Below are 20,030 nucleotides of genomic sequence, written 5' to 3'. Positions count from 1 at the left end.
GTGGGCGATGCCGCTCGCGGGTAGGACGGGTAGGTTCGGAGGATGGATCCCGCCGAGTCCCCCGCCTCCCGCACCCTGCTGCAGCAGCACGCCCGCACGGTGGCCGAGCAGGCCGACCGGCACGCGGTGGCGCTGGAGTCGGTGCTCGCCGCCCTGCGCGCCGAGCGCCTCGACGACCGTGCGGCCCGCACCGTCGCGATCGACATCGCCGCGAACGCCCTGGTCGAGCTGCGCACCGCCTCGGACGAGCAGCGCAGCGCGATGGTGGAGCCCGTCGTGGGCGCGTTCGCGCGGCTCCGGAGCGACCTGCGCCCGCTCGTCCGCTTCGGCGACCTCGACGTGCAGTTCGTCGAGCCGCCCGCCACCGGGCGCGCCCTCCCCGGCGAAGTGGCGCACGGGGCCCGCGCGATCGTGCGGAGCGCCGTGCTGGCGTTCGTGGAGTCGGAGCAGACGCGCCGGGTGCGGATCCAGTGGGACTGCGACGGGCTCAACCTGCTCATCGAGATCCGCGACGACGGCCGGGGCGAGCTGACGACCCGCGACGACGCCCTGCGCCCGATCGCCGAGCGCGTCCGCGGGCTCGACGGGGAGCTCTCGGTCGCGTCGACCGCGGGCTGGGGGTCGACCCTGTCGATCCGCCTCCCCCTCGATCCGCCGGCGCAGCCCGACGGGCTCGACCTCGCCGAGCTCAGCGCCCGCGAGCGGGAGGTGCTGAACCTGATCACGCTCGGCGCCTCGAACCAGCGGATCGCGGACGACCTCGGCATCAGCGGCAACACCGTGAAGTTCCACGTGTCGAACCTGCTGCGCAAGGCCGGCGCCCGCACCCGGGCGGAGCTGGCGGCGCTGGCGCGCTGATCGATCCGGGTGCCCCGTCCTGGCAGAGCCGCCCTCGCAGTGCCGCCCCCGGACGCACGGACGGGCCGCGGCGGCCGCCGAGGGTCTCCCCCTCCTGCGGCGCCGCGGCCCGTCCGGCCGATCAGCGCGCCCCGATCACTCGCTCCGGAGCAGCCCGAAGCGGAATCGGCCGGAGCCGTCGAGCGTGTCGTCGATGCCCGAGATCGTGGAGGAGGCGATGACGGTCTCCGTGCCCTCGAGGAGCGGCACGGTGATCGCCTTCTCCGCCGCGAGGCGCTGCGCCTCCTCGATCGCCGCGGTGCGCTCGTCGCCGGGCGCCAGGCTCCGCTCGCGCAGCACGACCTCGTTGTAGGCGTCGTCCTTCACGGCGGCGCCGAGGATGGAGGGGGCCTCGTCGGTGCCGTAGAGCAGGTTCAGGTAGTTGTCCGAGGCCGGGTAGTCCGCGAACCAGCCCTGCTGGTAGAACGGGGAGCACGTCGACTTCTCCTTCACGTACTGCGTCCACTCCGTCGACTGCAGGTCGACCGTGAACAGCCCGCTGCGCTCGAGCTGGTTCTTGATGAGCGCCTACTCGTCCGAGGTGCTGGAGCCGTAGTGGTCGGTGTTGTACTGCAGCGTGAGATCGACGGGACCGGTGATCCCGGCGGCCTGGAGCGCGGCGGCGGCCTCGTCCGCGCTGGGACCGCCGCTCCCGTCGCCGAAGGCCTGCTCGTAAGCCGGCGTCGATCCGGTCAGGGCGCTGGGGACGATCGAGTAGACCGGCGCGTAGGTGCCCTTGTAGACCTGGTCCGACAGCTCGTCGCGGTCGATCAGGTCGGCGACGGCGGTGCGGACGGCGAGCGCCTTGTCGGCGTCGGCCTCGGGGGTCGCGGAGCCGTAGGGCATGGTCTCGGGGTTGAAGACGAGGAAGCGCATCTCGGCGCCGGGACCGGAGTGCACCGTCAGGCCCTCCTCGCCGCGGAGGTCCTCGGTGTCGGTCGCGTTCAGCGTGCGGTAGGCGACCGCGATCTCGCCGCGCTGGATGTCGAGCTTGAGGTTGCTCTCGTCCGCGTAGTAGCGGACGATCACGGACTCGTTGGCGGCGGCGCCGAGGAGGCCGTCATAGGAGTCGTTGCGGGTGAGCTGCACGAGCGAGTTCAGCGTGTAGCTCGTGATGGAGTACTGCCCGCTGAAGGCGTCGCCGGCGACGATGTCGTCGTCGGTGGTGAGGGAGTCGGCCGAGAAGACGTCCTCGTCGACGATCGCGGCGGCGGGGCTGGTGAGGATCTGGGGCCAGAGGGCGTTGTCCGGGGTGGCCCGCGTGAAGACGACGGTGGAGTCGTCCTCCGCCTCGACCGAGACCAGGTCCGAGAGCAGCGACGAGGGGCCGGTCGGAGCGGCGATCGCCACCTGGCGCTCGAAGGTGAAGACCACGTCCGAGGCGGTGAGCGGATTGCCGTTGGCGAAGGCGGCGTCCTCGCGCAGGGCGACGCGGTAGTGGGTCGGGTCGGTGAACTCGGCCGAGGCCGCGAGGTCCGGCACGGGATCCGTCGATCCGGGGGCGGAGGTCAGCAGCCAGGAGAAGACCTGGTTCTGCAGCGTCGCCGAGCCGAGATCCCAGGAGCCGGCGGGATCCAGGGCGGTGACCTTGTCCGTGGTCCCCAGGAGGATCCCGGGGGGCGCCTGGGCGCCGGTGGTGCCCGGCGAGCAGGCGGTGAGGGCGACCGGCGTCGTGCCGTCGCGGTTCCTGCTACTCGAGCAGCTTGCCCGCGGTGGCGACCTCGCCGCTGATCAGCGCCTGGATCTCCTCCGGCACCGCGGGGATCTCCTCGCGGGTGATCCCCGTGGAGGGCGACCAGACGAGGTTCACCTGGAGGGCCGGGTCGAGGTCCGGGTAGTCGCTGCGGTTGTGGCAGCCGCGGCTCTCCCGGCGCTCGAGGGCGGCCTCGAGGGTGGCCCGCGCGGCCATCGCGGCCGACTTGAGGTCGAAGGCGTGGGCGAGGTCCTGGAAGCCGGCGATGTCCGGGTGCACGCCGATGTCGGCGATGCGCGCCTCGATCGCGTCCAGCTCGGCGAGCCCGGCGAGCAGGCCCTCCTCGTCGCGGACGACTCCGGCGTGCTCGGTCATCGTGTTGCGGATCGCGCGCTGCAGGGCGCGGACGTTCTCGGTGCCGTCGGCCGCGAGCAGGCCGGCGATCTCGTCGCGGGCGACCTGGACGGACGCGGCCGAGCGGGTCTGGGCGGTCAGTGAGGCGGAGTACTCCGCCGCCGCCTGCCCGACGATCCGGCCGAAGACCAGCAGCTCGATCAGCGAGTTGCCGCCGAGGCGGTTGGCGCCGTGCAGTCCACTGGAGGCCTCTCCGATCGCGTAGAGGCCGGGGACGTCGGTGCTGTGGTCGTCCGAGCGCACCCAGACCCCGCCCATCGAGTAGTGCGCCGTGGGCGCGATCTCGATCGGGTCCTTCGTGATGTCGAGCATCTGCAGCTCGAGCATCGTCTGGTACACCCGCGGCAGCCGGGTCATGATCGTCTCGCGCGGCAGGTGCGAGACGTCGAGCCAGACCCCGCCGTTCGGCGTGCCGCGACCCTCCTTGATCTCGGTGTAGCAGGCGAGGGCGACGCGGTCACGGGTCGAGAGCTCGAGGCGCTCGGCGTCGTACTTGCCCATGAAGCGCTCGCCGAGGCCGTTGCGGAGGATGCCGCCCTCGCCGCGGGCCGCCTCGGAGATCAGCGTGCCCGCCGCGTTCTCGGGCTCGATGATGCCCGACGGGTGGAACTGGACCAGATCCGGGTCGCGCAGCCGCCCGCCGGCCTCGACGGCCAGGCGGAACGAGTCGCCCGTGTTCTCGTCCCGGAGGGAGGAGGGGCGGCGCCAGATGCGGTTGTGGCCGCCCGCGGCGAGGATCACCGCATCCGCATGGATCAGGTAGCGGGTGCCGTCGACGAGGTCGAAGCCGTAGGCGCCGAACACGGCTCCGTCCTCGTTGACGAGGATGCGGGTGACGTAGACGGTGTCCAGGATCGGGATCTCGAGCTGGGCGGCCCGGTTGACGAGCGTGCGCTGGATCTCGAGGCCGGTGTAGTCGCCCGCGAAGGCGGTCCGGCGGTAGGTGTGCGCCCCGAAGAAGCGCTGCGAGATGCGGCCGTCGTCCTCGCGGGCGAACGGCATGCCGTAGCGCTCGAGGTCCTGGATGCCGCGGGCAGCGTTGGAGGTGACGATCTCGACCGTGTGCGGGTTGGCGAGCTGGTAGGACTCGGTGATGGTGTCGGCCGCGTGCTGCTGCCAGCTGTCGTCGGGGTCCATCGTGGCGAGGGCGGCGTTGATGCCGCCGGCGGCGAGGGAGGTGTGCGCATCCGACTTCGAGCGCTTGCCGAGCGCGAGGACGTCGACGCCCGCCTCGGCGAGCTCGATCGCGGCGCGCAGGCCCGATCCGCCGGTGCCGATGACGAGGACGGAGGTGGAGATCCGACGCTCCGGTGCGGTGGTCTCTGAAGTGGTCATGCCTCCACGCTAGGCACCGCGCTTCGATTACTCCAATGCATAATGCTGGGCACCGCCATGCACGTAGGGTATGGTCATGGATCTCGAGCAGCTGACCGGATTCGTCGAGGTCGCCCGCCTCGGCAGCTTCACCCGCGCCGCCGACGAGCTGCACCTCGCGCAGCCCTCGCTGAGCCGCCGGATCGCCGCGCTGGAGCAGGACCTCGGCTCGGAGCTCTTCCACCGGGCGCGCTCCGGCAGCACCCTCACGCCGGCCGGCGAGCTGCTGCTGCCGCTCGCCCGGCGCATGCTCGCCGACGCCGGATCGGTGCGCCGCGAGCTGGCCGAGCTGGCCGGGCTCGAGCGCGGCCGGGTCCGGTTCGGCGCGACGCCGACGCTCTGCATCAGCCTCGTCGCGGAGGTGCTGCACGCCTTCCACTCCGCGCATCCCGCCGTGGAGCTGCACCTCGCCGAGGACGGGTCGCGGAGCCTCTTCGACCGGCTGGCCCGCGGCGAGCTCGATCTGGCGCTGGTGACGACCTCGACCGCGGCCGCTCCCGGCGCCTTCACGGTGACCCCGCTGCTCGTCGAGGAGCTCGTCGTGGTCTCCTCCGCCGCGGAGCCTCCCCTCGCCGCGACCGGCGCGCTCGACCTGGCGGCGGTCGCCCGCCTCCCGCAGATCGTGTTCAACTCCAGCTACGACCTGCGCCGGACGACCGACGCCGCGTTCGCTGCCGCGGGCCTGGAGCCGGACGTGGTGCTGGAGGGCGCCGAGATGGACGCGGTGCTGCGCTTCGCCGAGCGGGGCCTGGGCGTCGCGGTCGTGCCGGCGATGGTGCTGCAGGGGCGCCCGGGCCTGCGCTCGATCCGCATCGAGGAGCCGACGCTCGAGAAGCCCACCCTGACCCGGACGATCAGCCTCGCGCGCCCGGCGGACCTCGCGCCGACCGCCGCGGCGCGGGTCATGCAGGGCACCGTCGCGGCGACCGCCCGCGCCTTCGCCGCCCAGGCCGGCGGCACGATGCGCCTGGCCGGCAGCGGCTGATCGAGCGGGGGTCCCGACACGCCGCTGCGGGGCCGGCACGAGGAGCACCCGCCGACGGCGGGCCGCGCCCTCCCTGCACGCTGATCGAGCAGCCCCGCACGGGGCGTGTCGAGATCCCCCCTCCCTCGCGCAGGAGCGCCCCCGACCCCGCAGGGCCGGGGGCGCTCCCCGGTGGTTCAGCCGTGCGCTACGAGCACGGGCGCGCCGCGTACGGAGCGCTCACCTCCGTCTCGACGGGGGCGCCGTTCCTCGTGGCCGTGGCCTCGACGGTCACCGCACCGGCCGGCAGGTCCGCCTGACGGGTGGTGAAGGCGTGCGACACGGTCTTGCCGGGCGCCACCGAGGTGAACGTCTTCGTGCCGGACGTCGACGTGAAGGTCACGCCGACCGGGACGTCGGAGCCGTTGCTCGCCTGGACGGTGACGATCGCCTTGCCCGCGATGCAGCGGGTCGCCGCGCTCGCCGTGATGTCGAGCGCCGGAGCCGCCTCGCCCTCGGTGAAGGCGAAGGTGTCGAGCTCGAACAGGTCGCCGGCGGGTCCGGAGTAGCTGAAGAACACGTCGTGCACTCCGGTCGCTCCGGTCAGCGCGGCGCTGACGTCGGTCCACTCGCCGGTCGTCCCGTTCACCGCGACGGTGCCCGCGACGGGCCCGGTCTCGGAGTCGAGGCGGACCGTGACGGTGCCGCCGGCCTGCAGCGCCTTGGCCTTCGCGGTGAACGTCGCGGCTCCGGTGTCCCCGAAGTCGACGGCGGACAGCGCGGTCCAGTCGCCGTTGTCGAGGTCCTTCAGCACGAGGTTCTGCGTCGCGCCCGCGGCGGGGGTGCCGAGCGGCGCGGTCGCGATGCCCTTGCTCCAGCCGATGGTCTCGGCCGGGAAGGTGCGGTACGGATCGAAGTCCTTCACCTGGTCGACGCCCTTGTAGTCGCCGACCACCTGCTGCACCGTGCCGTCGGCGTTGAACTGCAGCTCCTGGATGTGCGGGCTGCGGTACCCCTGGGTGGTGTCGCCGTTGATCCGCTTGTTGAGCGTCGGCGCGTGGTAGGTGAAGTAGTACTTGCCGCCCAGCTCGAACACCGACTGGTGGTTGTTGCCGCCGGTGCCGTTTCCGAAGAAGCGGCTCTGGTTCGGGAACATCACGCCGGCGTAGTTCTCCTTGGGCCAGGACATCGGGTCGTCCGAGATCATGTAGCCGATCTCGCCGCCGCCCGGGTAGCCGGGCTCGCGGGTCTGGTTGCCGCCGAAGTCGTTGCCGCCGAAGTGGGACGAGTACGAGAGGTAGTACTTGTCCTGGCGCTTGAACACCTGGGCCGCCTCGAACGCGACGGGCGCGTCCACGACGGCGGAGGTGCCCTGGGTCGAGATCATGTCGTCGCCGAGCTCGATCACTCGGATGTTCTTCGGGTTGTTGAAGCGCTCGGCCGCGGGGAGCGCGGTCGAGGCGGGTCCGCCTCCGAAGAACAGGTAGCCCTGGCCGTCGTCGTCGACGAGCGGTGCCGGGTCGAACTTCCACGCGACCGCCTCGGCGCCCGGGGTGGACGCGTTGATGAGCGTGGAGGTGCGCTGGCTGGTCCACGGGCCCACCGGCGAGTCGCCGGTGATCACGTTGCTGGAGCCGCCGCCGTTGGCGTAGTAGAGGAAGTACTTGTCGACGCCGTTCACGGTCTTCTTCGCCATGCCGGGAGCCCACGAGTTGCCGGTGTAGGGCGCGACTCCGGTGGAGCCGGCGACCTGGATCTCGCCGTGGTCGGTCCAGTTGACGAGGTCGTCCGAGGAGATCACGGTGATCTGGTTGATCTTGCCGTAGTCGATTCCGGCCGAGACGCCCGTGGCGGGGTTCGGCGCGTAGCCCTGGGTGTCGTTCGTCATGTACATGTACACGCGGCCGTTCTCCACGAAGCCGAAGCCGTCGGCGCCGAACTTCCAGCCCATGAGCGGGTTGTGGTCGCCCGGGATCTTGCCCACGACCTCGATGGTGCGCGAGGCGGGCGCAGGAGGCGCCGCTCCGACCAGCGAGACGTCGTCGAGCTTGTAGTCCATCAGGTGCGTCTCGGGCGCGGCCGACGGCGTCGCGGTCCACGGCGTCTCGAAGAAGAGGCGCGCGGTGGCGACGCTCTGCCCGGCGGGGATGGTGAACGATCCGTTGATCGTCGCCCACTGGCCCTTGGTGGCGGTGACGCTCGCGAGGTTCGTGTAGGTGCCTCCGCCGTAGTGCATGGTGGCGAAGAACTGCTTGGTAGCGGGGCTCGCGGCGTTCTCGTACTTGATCTGCGCCTTGACCTGGTAGGTCTGGCCGGCGACGACCTTGCCGCTGAGGTCCTGCATGGCGCCCGCGCCGGTGGTCGTGCGGCCGGTGACGAGCGCTGCGGCGGTGCCGGTGCGCGCATCCGTGGTCGTCGCGATGGTGCCGGCGTCGGCGGCGTTGCCGTTGTTGACGAACCAGCTGCTGATGCCGCTCTCGAAGCCGCCGTTGACGATGAGCTCCGCCTCAGCGGCGGACGAGGTCTGGGCGGCGAAGGGGGCCACCAGGAGCGCGGTCAGCGCGGCCGTGGCCAGCAGCCTCAGCCGCAACCGCCCCTTCGGAGCGGCTTCTCGTTGTGGTGATCTCACGGATCCTCCTTGATCGTGTCGTGCAGGAGATCGTCGGCGACGGGTGCCGCTGACGCGTTCGGGGGCGGGGGCGGCCGCGCGGGCCGCCCCCGGAGTGCTCAGCCGCAGGACGCGGCCGGGTGGGGCGCTCTCACCGTGGTCGTCACCGGCTCGCCGTCGAGGGTGGCGGTCGCGGTCACGACCACCTCGGCGGCGGGGACCGAGGCCGCCCGCGTGGTGAAGGCGTGGCTCGTCGTGGCGCCGGGTGCGAGCGCGGCGACCGTCTTCGTGCCGGAGGCGCTCTCCATCCGGAGGGCGACGGGCACGTCGTCGGCGTTGGTCGCCCGCACGGTCACGACGACCTTCCCCGCGATGCAGCGGGTCGCGGCGGCGGCGGTCACATCGAGCGACGCCTCCTTCAGCGTCCCGAGGCGGGCCAGCTGGTAGCTGAGCGCGCGCTCCGGGGCGTCGATCTGGTTCTGCGTTCCCGCGGTGCCGACCGCCTGCGCCTTCGCGAGGACCGACTGGAGGTCGGACCAGGCGTCGGCCGGGTAGTCGTCGGAGCGGAGCGTCGCCGCGTGAGCGACGGCCGCGTCGAGCTGCGAGCGGTCGAGCGCCTTCCCCTCCGAGGAGAGGGTGTCGCTCAGGAGGAACTCGTCGACGTCGACGTGGCCGCCGGCGGTCTTCGTCGCGTAGCTGAACAGCCCGAGGCGGTGGCCCATGAAGTGCGTGAGCTGACCGTCGAGGGTCTGCGGGCCGACGCGGCTGCCGAGCTTCGTCCAGCTCGTCCCGTCGAGGCTGTACGAGAAGGTCGTCCAGAGCTGTCCGGCCGGAGCCGAGAGCTCGAGGTCGGCCTTCAGGCGCACCTGCGAGGCGTCGCCGAGGGCGGCGGTGCTGCCGGGGAGGAAGGACTCGACGGCCGCCTGGTCGAACGTGGTCGCGAACGGCTGGCTGCGGTTCACGACGCCGACGGTGTTCACGCCGTCCTCGCGCTTGACCGCGACGTAGGCGAAGCCGCGGTTGTAGGCCGCGAGCCCGGCGACGTCGCCGTCCTTCATCCCGGAGACGTCGAACGCCGCCTCCGCCGACTGCTTCGGCGCCACGATGCGCTGGGAGAGCGTGTTGCGCGCCTCCTCCAGGTACGTCATCTCGGGCGAGCCCGAGAGACGCGTGTGCGCGGCCGTTCCGCTGAGCACCTTCCCGTTGGTGAGGCGGAGCCAGCCCTCGCGCTCGGTCAGCGACCAGTAGCGGTTGTCGGGGGCGTGGTTCCACTGCCAGGGGAGGGCGAGGGTCGAGCCGTTCGGCTCGATCTCGGCAGCCGTCGGGCGCTCGAGGGTGGGAGCGGCGCCGACGAGCGAGACGTCGTCGAGCAGGTACTCGGTGCTCGAGGACGCCGGCTGCGGGTTGCCCCACGGCGTCTCGACGGCGAACTTCACGCTGCCGACGTTCGCGGTCTCGGGCACCGTGTAGGTCCCCGTGATCGTCGTCCACTGCCCCTGCGCGACGGCGGCGGAGGCCATCGTCACGGGTCCGGCGCCGAAGTCGGCGCAGAGGTTGAAGCGGACCGACGCGGGGCCGGTCGTGTACTTCACCTTCGCGGACACGGTGTACGTCACGCCGCGCTGGAGCGTGTTCGCGAGCACCTGGCTCGGGCCGGAGCCGTTGAGCGTGCGGGTGCCCACGCGGAGCGCGGCGGTGCCGGACGCCGGGTCGGTCGTGTCGGCCGACAGCGTCGCGCCGAACTGGCCGGCCCACGACGCCGTCCCCGACTCCGCTCCCGGATTCTGCAGCAGCTGCACGCCGAGCAGCGACGCGTCGTAGGAGGGCGCGGGCGGGATCGTCCACGACTCGTCCTGGTAGGCCTTCGCCGGGGCGTCGTTGTCGAAGTCGTCCGAGACGACGATGCTCTTCTGCCGCTCGAACAGCTCCTCCTCGGGGCTGAGGCGGATCGGCTTCGGGAAGCTCCCGCCCACCGGCACCGAGCCGTTCGTCCCGAACGTCGGCCAGCCGTCCTTCCACGTCGCCGGGATGAGCCCGGGGATGCGGCCGGTCGGGAAGCTGTCGCGGAAGAACATGCCGTGCCAGGCGGTCGAGCCGTCCTCCTTCGCGATCGGCACGAGGCTCCCCTGGGCGAACCCGCTGGAGTTCAGCACGCCCTTGCCCTCGTAGGGGTTGCTGCCGTCGGCGGTCGCGTAGCGGCCCAGCAGCTCGGAGGAGCGGAACAGCGCCACCTGGCGGCCCTGGCCCGAGGGCCAGGTGATGATGACGATGTAGTACTGCCCGTCGATGTACTGCACCTGCGCGCCCTCGAACAGGCCGCCGAGGTAGCCGGCCCCCGGGTAGTCGGAGGTGCGGAGGATGTTCGGGTACTCGGCGACGACGGTCGTCAGGTCCTCGCTCAGCTTCACGGCGCTGGTGGATCCGGAGCCGTAGAAGATGTACGGCGTGCCGCCGTCCGCGTCGTCGAAGAAGAGCGACGGGTCGTGGAAAGCGCGGCCGAGGGCCGTGCGGGTCCAGGCTCCGTCCTCGATGTCGTCGGTCGAGTAGAGGTAGGAGCCGCCGAGGTTGTTGGTGTTGAAGACCGCGTAGTAGCGGCCGTCGTGGTACCTCAGCGACGAGGCCCACTGGCCGTTGCCGTAGGAGTTCTGCCCGTTGCGGAGCGAGAAGCGGTCGCCGATCTCGAGCCGGTCGAAGACGTAGTTGACGATCTCCCAGTTGACGAGGTCGTAGGACTTCATGATCGGAGCACCCGGGCTCAGGTGCATCGTGGTGCTGATCATGTAGTAGATGTCGCGGCCCTCGTCGTTCTCGGACGCGGGCACGCGCTCGACGCTGACGTCGGGCACGTCGGCGTTCAGCAGCGGCACGGAGTAGGTGCCGTCGCCGCGGTCCGTCGACGTGTACGAGGCCTTCGGCGACCACGCGCCGGCCGCGGTCGCCGGAGCTGCACCGGAGGCGAGCAGGCCCGCCGCGAGGAGGGCGCCGATCGCCGTGGAGGCGACTGCGCGCATCGGGGTCATTCGAACAGCGACAGCGTCAGGACGGAGGAGTAGTCGCCGGGGGCGACGTCGGCCTCGGTCTTCAGGGTGAGGCCCGCGGACACGGTCCAGGACCCGTCCGTCGCGGTCTCCTGCGAGTCGAGCGACAGCGCCAGCAGCTCCTGGTCGAACAGGCCCACGGCGTCGGCGCCCTCGTCGAGGATCGTGTCGACCGGGTCGCCCTCGGACACGAGGCCCGACTCGCCGCCGTCCACGAGGACCGGCGTCCAGCCGAGGTGGTCGGAGGAGATGTCCTCCTGGTCCGCGTCGCCGGTGAAGGCGCTCGCCGAGCCGAGGACGTACCACCCGGCTCCGTCCGGGATCTCGTCGACGGTCCGGGTGTCCGTCACGGTCACGTCGGGCAGCTGCCCGGTGAAGGCGCGCACCGTCGGGGTGGAGCCCTCCTCGGCGAGCGTGGCGGAGGTGCCGTCGATCGACATCGAGAGGGCGCCGGGCTGCTCCAGCTCCTCGATGCTGACGTTCACGTCGACGTCCTCGGATCCGTACTCGGTGTCGGCGGCCGCGGCCGCGGCGGCGACGCCGGACAGGAGCAGGCAGCCGGCGAGAGCGGCGCCCGAGCGGACGAGCCAGAGGGGTCGGGGGGTGCGTCGCGTGGACATGGTGTTCCTCACTCGATCGGCATCGTCGCCGATCAGGTCGAGCGCCGGACGGCGCGGAGTGGTGGCGCGGCTCGAGGCCGCGAGAGGACGGAGCACGGCGCAGCCCGAGGGGCGTTCGGCCGCGCCTGGTGCGCAGGACGCGCGGAGAGTGGCGGACGGCTCGTGCGCGGCGGCTTCCACAGCGTGGCCACGCGAGCTCCAGCTCTCGACCCCCTCAGCACTGAGGGGAGAAAGGCTGCTCGACACTTGTCGCTCTCGACTGCTGAGCTTTCCCTCAGCTAGTCTTGCGGGCAATGTTACCGGGAACATACCCGATTGCAAGGACGTGTTCTCAACCGACCGGAGCAGCGCAGCGAGGCGATCACCGCGTTCCGCCGCGGCCGGGCGGGGACGGCGGGAGGGGACGAGGATGTCCGCAGGGGCGGCGACGGCGGAGGCCGAGCACGAGGCTCTGACGACGGAGTGCGCGGAGCGCTCGGGCGTCATCGGCGTGCTCCTGGGCGACTTCGAGCCGTTCGGCACGGAGGTGCTGCAGGGAGTGGCGACGGCGCTCCGGGGGACCCGGTTCGACCTCCTCGCCGGCAGCGGGGCGAGCCGCCCGGGCAGGGCGGGCTGGGAGCAGGAGTCCCTGCGGCGCTTCACCGAGGCGCACGTATCGGGAGCGATCCTGGTGACGCCCTCCGGCGTGATCCCCTCGTCGGACCTGCCGCTCGTGGTCGTGGATCCGCTGACCGCGCAGACCGAGCTGCACTCGGTCGCGACCGACGACTTCGGCGGCGCGCAGCTGGCGACGAGCCACCTGATCGGGCTCGGCCACCGCCGCATCGGCTTCGTCGCGGGCCGCCCCGACCTGGAGTCGTCGCACCGGCGCGGCGCGGGGTACCAGCGGGCGCTCGCAGACGCCGGCCTCCCCTACGACCCCGCGCTCGTGCGGGTCGGCCACTACCGGCACGACCCCTCCCTCGTCGCCGCCCACGAGCTGCTGCTGCTGCCCGATCGGCCGACGGCGGTCTTCGCCGCGAACGACGCCTCCGCCATCGCCGTGATCGAGGCGGCCCGGGCGCTGGGCCTCTCGGTGCCCGGGCAGCTGTCGGTCGTGGGTTACGACGACGTGCCCGACGCCTCCTGCGTGGTCTCCGCGCTCACGACGGTGAGGCAGCCGCTGCACCGCGTGGGGCGCGCGGCCGCCCGGGCTCTCCTGACCCTGATCGACGGCGGGAGCGTGGCCGAGCCGCACATGCGGCTGCGCAACAAGCTCGTGCTCCGCGGGTCGACGGCGCCGCCCGCCGACGGCCCGGAGTCGGGCTGACTCCTCCCCCTCCCCCAGCCGGCGGGAATACGCTCGGCGCATGAACCAGCAGCGCACTCCGGTCACGGTCACGGTCACGGGAGCGGGGGGCGCCATCGGCTACGCGCTCCTGTTCCGCATCGCCTCGGGTCAGCTCCTCGGGCCGGACGTCCCCGTCCGCCTGAACCTGCTCGAGATCCCCTCCGGCCTCCGCGCGGCCGCGGGCACGGCGCTCGAGCTGCAGGACGGCGCCTTCCCCCTCCTCCGCGGGATCGAGGCGACGGACGACGCGGCCGCCGCGTTCGACGGCGCGAGCGTCGCCCTCCTCGTGGGCGCCCGGCCGCGCAGCGCGGGCATGGAGCGCGCCGACCTGCTCGACGCGAACGCAGAAATCTTCGGACCCCAGGGTGCCGCGCTGAACGCGCACGCCGCCTCCGACATCCCCGTGCCGGTCGTCGGCAACCCGGCCCACCAACGCCTGGATCGCGCGGCGCAGCGCTCCGGACATCCCCGCCGGCCGCTTCACCGCGATGACGCGCCTCGACCACAACCGGGCGCTCGCGCAGCTCGCCGCGAAGCTCGACGCCCCCGTCGACGCGATCGAGGGCGTCGCGATCTGGGGCAACCACTCCGCCTCGCAGTACCCCGACGCGACGCACGCCACCGTCGGCGGGCGGCCGGTGCCCGAGCTGGTCGACCCCGAGTGGCTGCACACGGAGTTCGAGCCTCGCGTCGCCAAGCGCGGCGCCGAGATCATCGAGGTCCGGGGGGCCTCCTCGGCCGCGTCCGCCGCCTCCGCCGCGATCGACCACGTGCGGGACTGGGTCGACGGCACGTCCTGGACCTCGGCCGCCGTCGAGTCGGACGGCTCCTACGGGGTGGAGGAGGGGCTGATCTCCTCGTTCCCGGTCCGCTCCGTCGACGGCGAGTGGCGGATCGTCGAGGGGCTCGAGATCGACGCGCACTCCCGCGCGCGGATCGACGAGTCCGTGCTCGAGCTGCGCGCCGAGCGCGACCAGGCGCTGGCGTTCCTCGCGTCCTGACGCGCCCCTGCCCGTCCCCTCCCCGCGAGATGCCACCTGTGATTGCGACACGCCGGGGGCGACCGCCACAGGTGGCATCTCGCGGAGGGGGTCAGCGGCGCTTCTCCGGAGTGGGGAGGGTGCCGGAGGCCCGGGCGGCCTCGTACCAGGCGTGCGCCTCCTCCTGGCGCTCCGCCTCCGCGCCGGTCGCGATCGCCGCGCGCACGTGCTCGGGCCCGTAGCCGAACGCCGCGACCAGGTCGGCGGCGTGCGGGCGGATGCGGGCGAGCAGGCGGTCGATGTACGACGTCACCGCGACCGCGCGCTGCGACGACAGGCGCCCGTGGATGAGGTACCAGTCGAGGTGCTTCTCGATCAGGCCCAGGCCGAACAGATCGCGGAGCCACGTGAGGACGGTGCGCGTGCCCGCGTCCTCGACGCCGGCGAGGGCCTCCGTGAACGCCTCCCACTGCAGCAGCTCGGTGTGCGCGCGGGCCGCCTCGATCAGCTCGCTCTGGTGCGCGTTGAACAGGCGGGCCGCTTCGTCCGCGGGCAGCTTCGACGCCGGACGCAGCCGTGAGGCGATCCCCGCGACCATGCTCTCGACGCGGCTGGTGAGCAGCTCGCGCTGGTCCTCCCGCAGCTGGCCGACCGATCGGGCCGTCGATCCGCGGTCGGCGACAACCTGGGCCAGACGGCGCAGACCGGAGTTGTCGACGGTCGCCCCCGCGACCTGCGAGGCGGCGTACCGCGCCAGCTCCGCGGGCTGGGCGCCCTTGAAGCGGCGTCCGACGTCGGTCAGCAGGCGCTTGGCGACCAGCTGGAGGAGCACGGTGTTGTCGCCCTCGAAGGTCGCGTAGACGTCGAGGTCGGCGCGCAGCTGCGTCAGCCGGTTCTCCGCGAGGAAGCCCGCGCCTCCGCAGGCCTCGCGCGCCTCCTGCAGCGTGTCGAGAGCGTGCCAGGTCGAGAGCGCCTTCAGCCCGGCGGCGAGGGTCTCGAGGTCCTGCCGCGACTGCTCGGTGTCGTTCGCGCCGGAGAAGACCTCGTCGAACGCCCTCAGCAGCTTCTCGTGCGCGAAGGCGGCGGCGTAGGTGGTGGCCAGGCGCGGCAGGAGGCGGCGCTGGTGCCGCTGGTAGTCGAGCAGCACCTCCTCCCGCTCACCGCCGCCGGTGAACTGGCGGCGCTGGTCGCCGTAAGTGACGGCGACCGTCAGCGCGATCTTCGCCGCGGCGACCGAGGCTCCGTCGAGCGAGACGCGGCCCTGCACGAGCGTGCCGAGCATGGTGAAGAAGCGGCGGCCCGGGCTCGCGATCGGCGAGGAGTAGGTGCCGTCGGCGGCGACGTCGCCGTAGCGGTTCAGCAGGTTCTCGCGCGGGACGCGGACGCCGTCGAAGTGGAGGCGGCCGTTGTCGATCCCGTTCAGACCGCCCTTGAGCCCGTCGTCCTCGCCGCCGACACCGGGCAGGAACGCGCCCTGCTCGTCGCGGATCGGGACGAAGAAGGCGTGGACCCCGTGGTTCACGCCCCGGGTGACCAGCTGCGCGAAGACGACCGCCGCGCGCCCGTCCACCGCGGCGTTGCCGAGGTAGTCCTTCCAGGCCGCACGGAACGGGGTCCTCAGCACGAACTCGCCGTCCTCGTAGGTGGCGGTCGTGGCGATCGATGCGACGTCGGAGCCGTGCCCGGTCTCGGTCATCGCGAAGGCGCCCGGGATCTCGAGGCTCATGATCCCCGGCAGCCACTTCTCGTGGTGCGGGCGGGTGCCCAGGTGCAGGACCGCGGCGCCGAAGAGCCCCCACTGCACGCCGGACTTGATCTGCAGGGAGGGATCGGCGGTGACCAGCTCCTCGAAGCCGGCGATGTTCCCGCCGTGGTCGGCCTCCCCGCCGAGGTCGACCGGGAAGGCGCGGTGCACGCCGCCCTCGGCGGCGAGCACGCGCATCTGCTCCGAGACGCGGAGGCGGTGCTCCTTCATCGGGAGGCCGTCGGTGCGGTGCAGCTCGGGGCGGGCGGTCAGGGCGCGGCTGGCGAGGCGCTGCTCGCGCCAGGCGCCGAGCAGGGTCTCCCCGAGGGCGGCGACGTCGACGGCGGGGGCGCCGTCCTCGTCCAGGCGCGCGTCGACCTCGGAGCCGAGGGAGTCGACCGGCGGCGTGGGCGCGATGGGGCCCGAGCCGGAGCGCCGGGCCCGCGTGCGTCCGGTGGCCGCCCGATCGGCGGCGTCGGCGGCGGAGCGGGGGTGGGGAGCGGTGCTGACCATGGTGTTCGTGTCCCTTCGACCGTCTGCGGTTCGGGCCGCTCCCGGTGCGTCGTGCGCCGGCGGGTGCGGCAGCGGAGGCGGTCCTCGCACGGTAGGACGCGCGGCGGCGCGGCGGAAACGTTCCGTCGCCCGGGCACAAACGGCGCCGGGTGGAGGCGGAAGCGCGTTGTCGGAACCGACCAGGCGGAGGCGGGGCGCGCGGAGGTTCCGGGCGGCGGCGTGCGGAGCGGAGGAGGGTGCGGCTCGGTGCGGAGGAAGGGGCGCCTCCGCGGGCACCGCATCGCTAGTCTCTCGTCATGAGTGAGCCGCCACTGCCTCCCCCTCCGCCGGCCCGGCCTCCGGTGCCCGCGTCGCCCACGGCCGGCCCCCCAGCTCCTGTCGGTGCGGCGGCCTCAGGAACGGCGGGAGCGTCGGGTACCCGGGTACCGGGCTCCGGGACGCCGGATGCGCCGGGCACGGCGGCCCCGACCCGGCCCCCCGCCCGCGTGTGGGACGTGGTGCTGACGATCGTCCTGATCCTCGTCGCCTCCGCGGTGACGCTGCTTCTGTCGTTCTTCGGGCTGTTCTTCGCGATGGCCAGCGACTCGTGCGGCGGATCGAGCGCCTGCGACATCGGCCTGATCGAGGGCGGGATGGTCCTCGCTGCGGGAGGAGTGTGGGTGCCGTTCCTCGCGGCAGTCGTCGTCTCGATCGTGCTGCTGGTGCGCCGCCGGCTGGCGTTCTGGGTACCGGTCGCGGGTCTGGCGGTCTCGTTCGGCTGCACGCTGATCGGCGGGTGGATGGCGTCGACGGGCGCCGCCGGCTGAGGACGATCCCGCTCGCCGCCGACGAAGGGCGGACGCCCGCCACGGCCGACAGCGCGGCGGCCGTGTCTCAGGACCGGATCAGTAGCTGTCCCAGCCGGGTTCCCAGTCGGGCTCGTCCGGCGGCACCCAGTCGTCCTCCGGCGGCTGAGCGGCGGACACCGGCGGACCGGACGACTCGCGGCCGAACGAGGGCTTCGCTCCTCCCGAGCGGGAGGACCCGCCACGGGCGGCCGGCGCACGGCGCGGAGCGGGAGCCTCTTCACCGGGTTCCGGGACGGCGATCTCGGGGCTCTCCCCCGCGACGACGGCGAGCACGGCCTCTCCGTAGGTGAGCAGCTTCTTCTGGCCGACGCCGCCGATGATGCTGAGCGCGTCCATCGTCGCCGGCTCGGCCGTCGCGATCTCGCGGAGGGTCGCGTCGTTGAAGACGATGTAGGCCGGGACCGCCTGCGCGCGGGCCTGCGCGGCGCGCCACTCCCGGAGCCGCTCGAACAGCGGCTGAGCCTCACCCGACAGCTCGGCGACGGTGGACCGCCCGGAGCGGGAGGATCCGCTGGAGCGGGCCGGCTTCTCCGGCTCCTGCCGCAGCTCGACCTTGCGCTCGCCGCTGAGGACGGAGCCGGACGCGGGCGTGAGCACGAGCGTGCCGAAGCCGTCGTCGTTCACGCCGAGGAGGCCCTGCGCGAGGAGCTGGCGGGCGACTCCGCGCCACTGGGTGTCGCTGAGATCGGCGCCGATGCCCCAGCTGGCCAGGCCGTCGTGCTGGTGCTGGGTGGTGCGCGGCGTGGTCTTGCCGCGGAGGACGTCGATGATGTGCCCGGCGCCGAACTGCTGGTTGCGCTCGCGCTTGAGGCGGACGACCGTCGACAGGAACTTCTGCGCCGCGACGGTGCCGTCCCAGGAGGCGGGCGGCTCGAGGCAGGTGTCGCAGTTGCCGCAGGCCGTGCTCTCCTGGCCGAAGTAGGCGAGCAGGTTCACCCGGCGGCACTGGACCGTCTCGGAGAGCGCGAGCATCGCGTCGAGGTGCGCGGACATCCGCCGACGGTGCGCCAGGTCTCCCGGCGACTCGTCGATCATCCGGCGCTGCTGCACCACGTCCTGCAGGCCGTAGGCGAGCCAGGCGGTGGAGGGCAGTCCGTCGCGGCCGGCGCGACCCGTCTCCTGGTAGTAGCCCTCGACCGACTTGGGCAGGTCGATGTGCGCGACGAACCGCACGTCCGGCTTGTCGATCCCCATGCCGAAGGCGATCGTCGCGCAGACGATGACGCCCTCCTCGCGGAGGAACCGCGACTGGGCGGCGGCGCGCACCCGCGAGTCGAGGCCCGCGTGGTACGCGACGGCGTCGAAGCCCGCCGAGCGCAGCGCCTCGGCCGTCGCCTCGACGCTCTTGCGCGAGAGGGCGTAGACGATGCCCGCGTCGTGCGCGTGCTCGCGCCGCAGGAAGTCGATCAGCTGCTTGCGCGGCTCGACCTTGTTGACGATCCGGTACTGGATGTTCGGGCGGTCGAAGCTCGAGACGAAGTGGCGGGCCGCGCCGAGGTGCAGGCGCGAGGTGATCTCGCGGTGGGTCGCCTCGGTGGCGGTCGCGGTGAGGGCGATGCGCGGGACGTCGGGCCAGCGCTCGGCGAGCTCGCCCAGTGCGAGGTAGTCGGGGCGGAAGTCGTGGCCCCACTGGCTGACGCAGTGGGCCTCGTCGATGGCGAAGAGGGCGATCCGGCCCCGGGCGAGGAACTGCTTCATGCCCTCGCTGCCCAGGCGCTCCGGGGCGACGTAGAGCAGGTCGAGCTCGCCGTCGAGGTAGGCGCGCTCGACGCGGCCGCGCTCGCCCGCGTCCTGGGTGGAGTTGAGGAACTCGGCGCGGACGCCGTTCGCGCGGAGGGCGTCGACCTGGTCCTGCATCAGTGCGATGAGCGGGGACACGACCACGCCGGTGCCGGGCCGCACGATGGCGGGGATCTGGTAGCAGAGGGACTTGCCGCCGCCGGTGGGCATCAGGACGACGGCGTCGCCGCCTCCGATGACCTGCTCGACGATGGCCTGCTGCTCGCCGCGGAACGAGCCGTAGCCGAAGACCTTCTCGAGGATCGCCTGCGCCTCGGAGGATCCGGATCCCGGGGCGCCGCTCGCCGCGTCGCTCCGGACGCCGCCGCGGGACTCCGCCGAGGGGTCGGCGAGCGGCGGGGCGGGGAGGGCTGTCGCGGTGGGCTCTGTCACCCGGGGAACTCTACCCGCCGCCTCCGACGCGGCCCCGGGGGTCCGCGGAACGGTGGAGAAGGGCTGGAGGGAGGGGGCTGGGGAGGCTGCTGCAGGGAACGTCGGGCGCTTCTGCGGCGTCCGGCTCAGAGGTCGGTGAGGGTGCGCGAGTCGCCGTCCCAGAAGCGGACGCCCGCGAGGCCGACGGTGACCGGCTCCCCGAGGACGGGTACGGCGTCGCCGAGCTGCTCGGCGCGGAGGCGCCGCGAGACGCTCATGTGCGGCGTCCAGGCGCTCGGCAGCGAGGTGTCGACGCCGCCCGGAACGAGGCGCGTGGCGCGGTCGTGCAGAGCGTCGAGGGCGGGCGAGCGGACCACTCCCCAGGCGAGGACGAAGCGCCCGGCGTGCGGGAAGAGGAGGACGGCGCCCAGGTCGGCCGTCGCCGGCAGCGGACCGAGCGCGCCCGGCTCCGGGGCGGTCAGCTCGGGCCCGGCGACCAGGGTGAGGTGCGGGCGGTTGCTGGCCGACGTGTGCAGCGCGAGGCTCGGGATGCCGGCCGCCTCGAGCGCCTCCCACTGGCTGCGGACGCGAGCCTCCGACTCCGGATCGAGGAGGACTTCGAGGCTGCGCATGTCCACATTCTGCCGCGGCTCCTGTGTGAGGCCCTTCGCGGGTGCGCGCCCACTCGCGGGCGCGCGCTCCTCGCCCACTCCCGCGAGTGTGCAGAAGTCGTCGCACTCGCGAGTGCGCAGGAGTTGTCGCACTCGCGCTCGACTACGACAACTCTCGGAGACTCGACGAGCAGCCACTCGGGCGCCCCCGCGAGTGTGCAGAAGTCGTCGCACTCGCGCTCGAC

At 72.9% G+C, this 20,030-nt stretch carries 13 protein-coding genes and 1 pseudogene; 5 read left to right on the top strand and 9 right to left on the bottom strand.

Annotation, left to right across the window (positions count from 1 at the left end; translation table 11 throughout):
• Positions 1–42: 42 nt before the first annotated feature.
• Positions 43–858: a response regulator transcription factor family protein gene (locus C5C24_RS02665; RefSeq protein WP_104304227.1), complete on the top strand. Its 816-nt coding sequence runs from the start codon at positions 43–45 to the stop codon at positions 856–858.
• 135 nt (positions 859–993) lie between these two features.
• On the opposite strand, the gene C5C24_RS02660 is transcribed toward C5C24_RS02665, so the two are convergent.
• The 3 genes from C5C24_RS02660 to C5C24_RS02650 all read right to left on the bottom strand — a co-directional run bounded on the left by C5C24_RS02660 (position 994) and on the right by C5C24_RS02650 (position 4,339).
• On the bottom strand, positions 994–1,350 hold the full coding sequence (locus tag C5C24_RS02660; RefSeq protein ID WP_104304244.1) for a hypothetical protein: 357 nt from the start codon (positions 1,348–1,350) through the stop codon (positions 994–996).
• A gap of 75 nt (positions 1,351–1,425) precedes the next feature.
• Positions 1,426–2,379 carry an ABC transporter substrate-binding protein gene (locus C5C24_RS02655; RefSeq protein WP_181135460.1) on the bottom strand — a complete coding sequence of 318 codons (954 nt, stop codon included), beginning with the start codon at positions 2,377–2,379 and terminating at the stop codon, positions 1,426–1,428.
• Between the two features lie 208 nt (positions 2,380–2,587).
• Positions 2,588–4,339, bottom strand: a complete 1,752-nt coding sequence (locus C5C24_RS02650) for an L-aspartate oxidase (RefSeq protein WP_104304242.1) — start codon at positions 4,337–4,339, stop codon at positions 2,588–2,590.
• A 70-nt stretch (positions 4,340–4,409) separates the two neighbouring features.
• Between C5C24_RS02650 and C5C24_RS02645 the strand changes: the two genes are divergently transcribed.
• Complete coding sequence (locus C5C24_RS02645) at positions 4,410–5,363, top strand: LysR family transcriptional regulator (RefSeq protein WP_104304228.1); 954 nt, start codon at positions 4,410–4,412, stop codon at positions 5,361–5,363.
• 187 nt (positions 5,364–5,550) lie between these two features.
• Here the strand turns inward: C5C24_RS02645 and C5C24_RS02640 are convergent, their stop codons facing one another.
• From C5C24_RS02640 to C5C24_RS02630, 3 genes are all read right to left on the bottom strand, one after another.
• Positions 5,551–7,971 carry a family 43 glycosylhydrolase gene (locus tag C5C24_RS02640; protein WP_219812816.1) on the bottom strand — a complete coding sequence of 807 codons (2,421 nt, stop codon included), beginning with the start codon at positions 7,969–7,971 and terminating at the stop codon, positions 5,551–5,553.
• 98 nt (positions 7,972–8,069) lie between these two features.
• Positions 8,070–10,961: a family 43 glycosylhydrolase gene (locus tag C5C24_RS02635; RefSeq protein ID WP_258065017.1), complete on the bottom strand. Its 2,892-nt coding sequence runs from the start codon at positions 10,959–10,961 to the stop codon at positions 8,070–8,072.
• A 5-nt stretch (positions 10,962–10,966) separates the two neighbouring features.
• On the bottom strand, positions 10,967–11,608 hold the full coding sequence (locus C5C24_RS02630; RefSeq protein ID WP_104304253.1) for a hypothetical protein: 642 nt from the start codon (positions 11,606–11,608) through the stop codon (positions 10,967–10,969).
• 409 nt (positions 11,609–12,017) lie between these two features.
• On the opposite strand from C5C24_RS02630, the gene C5C24_RS02625 reads away from it, so the two are divergent.
• Together C5C24_RS02625 and C5C24_RS02620 are read left to right on the top strand one after the other, a co-directional pair.
• Entirely contained in the window at positions 12,018–12,917 is a 900-nt protein-coding gene (locus C5C24_RS02625; protein ID WP_104304240.1) for a LacI family DNA-binding transcriptional regulator, read from the top strand.
• A 40-nt stretch (positions 12,918–12,957) separates the two neighbouring features.
• Positions 12,958–13,939: pseudogene (locus C5C24_RS02620) on the top strand (malate dehydrogenase).
• A gap of 91 nt (positions 13,940–14,030) precedes the next feature.
• Here the strand turns inward: C5C24_RS02620 and C5C24_RS02615 are convergent.
• Positions 14,031–16,175 carry an acyl-CoA dehydrogenase gene (locus C5C24_RS02615; RefSeq protein ID WP_104304231.1) on the bottom strand — a complete coding sequence of 715 codons (2,145 nt, stop codon included), beginning with the start codon at positions 16,173–16,175 and terminating at the stop codon, positions 14,031–14,033.
• 296 nt (positions 16,176–16,471) lie between these two features.
• On the opposite strand from C5C24_RS02615, the gene C5C24_RS18205 reads away from it, so the two are divergent.
• Positions 16,472–16,981 (top strand): DUF6264 family protein, encoded by a 510-nt coding sequence (locus tag C5C24_RS18205; RefSeq protein WP_219812817.1) that lies wholly within the window; start codon positions 16,472–16,474, stop codon positions 16,979–16,981.
• 78 nt (positions 16,982–17,059) lie between these two features.
• Here C5C24_RS18205 and recQ read toward each other — a convergent pair whose 3' ends face one another.
• Both recQ and C5C24_RS02600 read right to left on the bottom strand, forming a co-directional pair.
• A complete protein-coding gene (gene recQ / locus C5C24_RS02605) occupies positions 17,060–19,195 on the bottom strand; it encodes a DNA helicase RecQ (protein ID WP_104304239.1) in 2,136 nt (711 codons plus the stop codon).
• Positions 19,196–19,320: 125 nt separating this feature from the next.
• Positions 19,321–19,806 carry a 2'-5' RNA ligase family protein gene (locus tag C5C24_RS02600; protein WP_104304238.1) on the bottom strand — a complete coding sequence of 162 codons (486 nt, stop codon included), beginning with the start codon at positions 19,804–19,806 and terminating at the stop codon, positions 19,321–19,323.
• Positions 19,807–20,030 lie beyond the last annotated feature (224 nt).

It is taken from the genome of Rathayibacter sp. AY2B3 (genome assembly GCF_002931755.1).
In the GTDB taxonomy this organism is placed as follows: Bacteria; Actinomycetota; Actinomycetes; order Actinomycetales; family Microbacteriaceae; genus Rathayibacter.
Note: the sequence above shows the minus strand (reverse complement) of the source record. Positions and strands in the feature narration are given on the sequence as shown.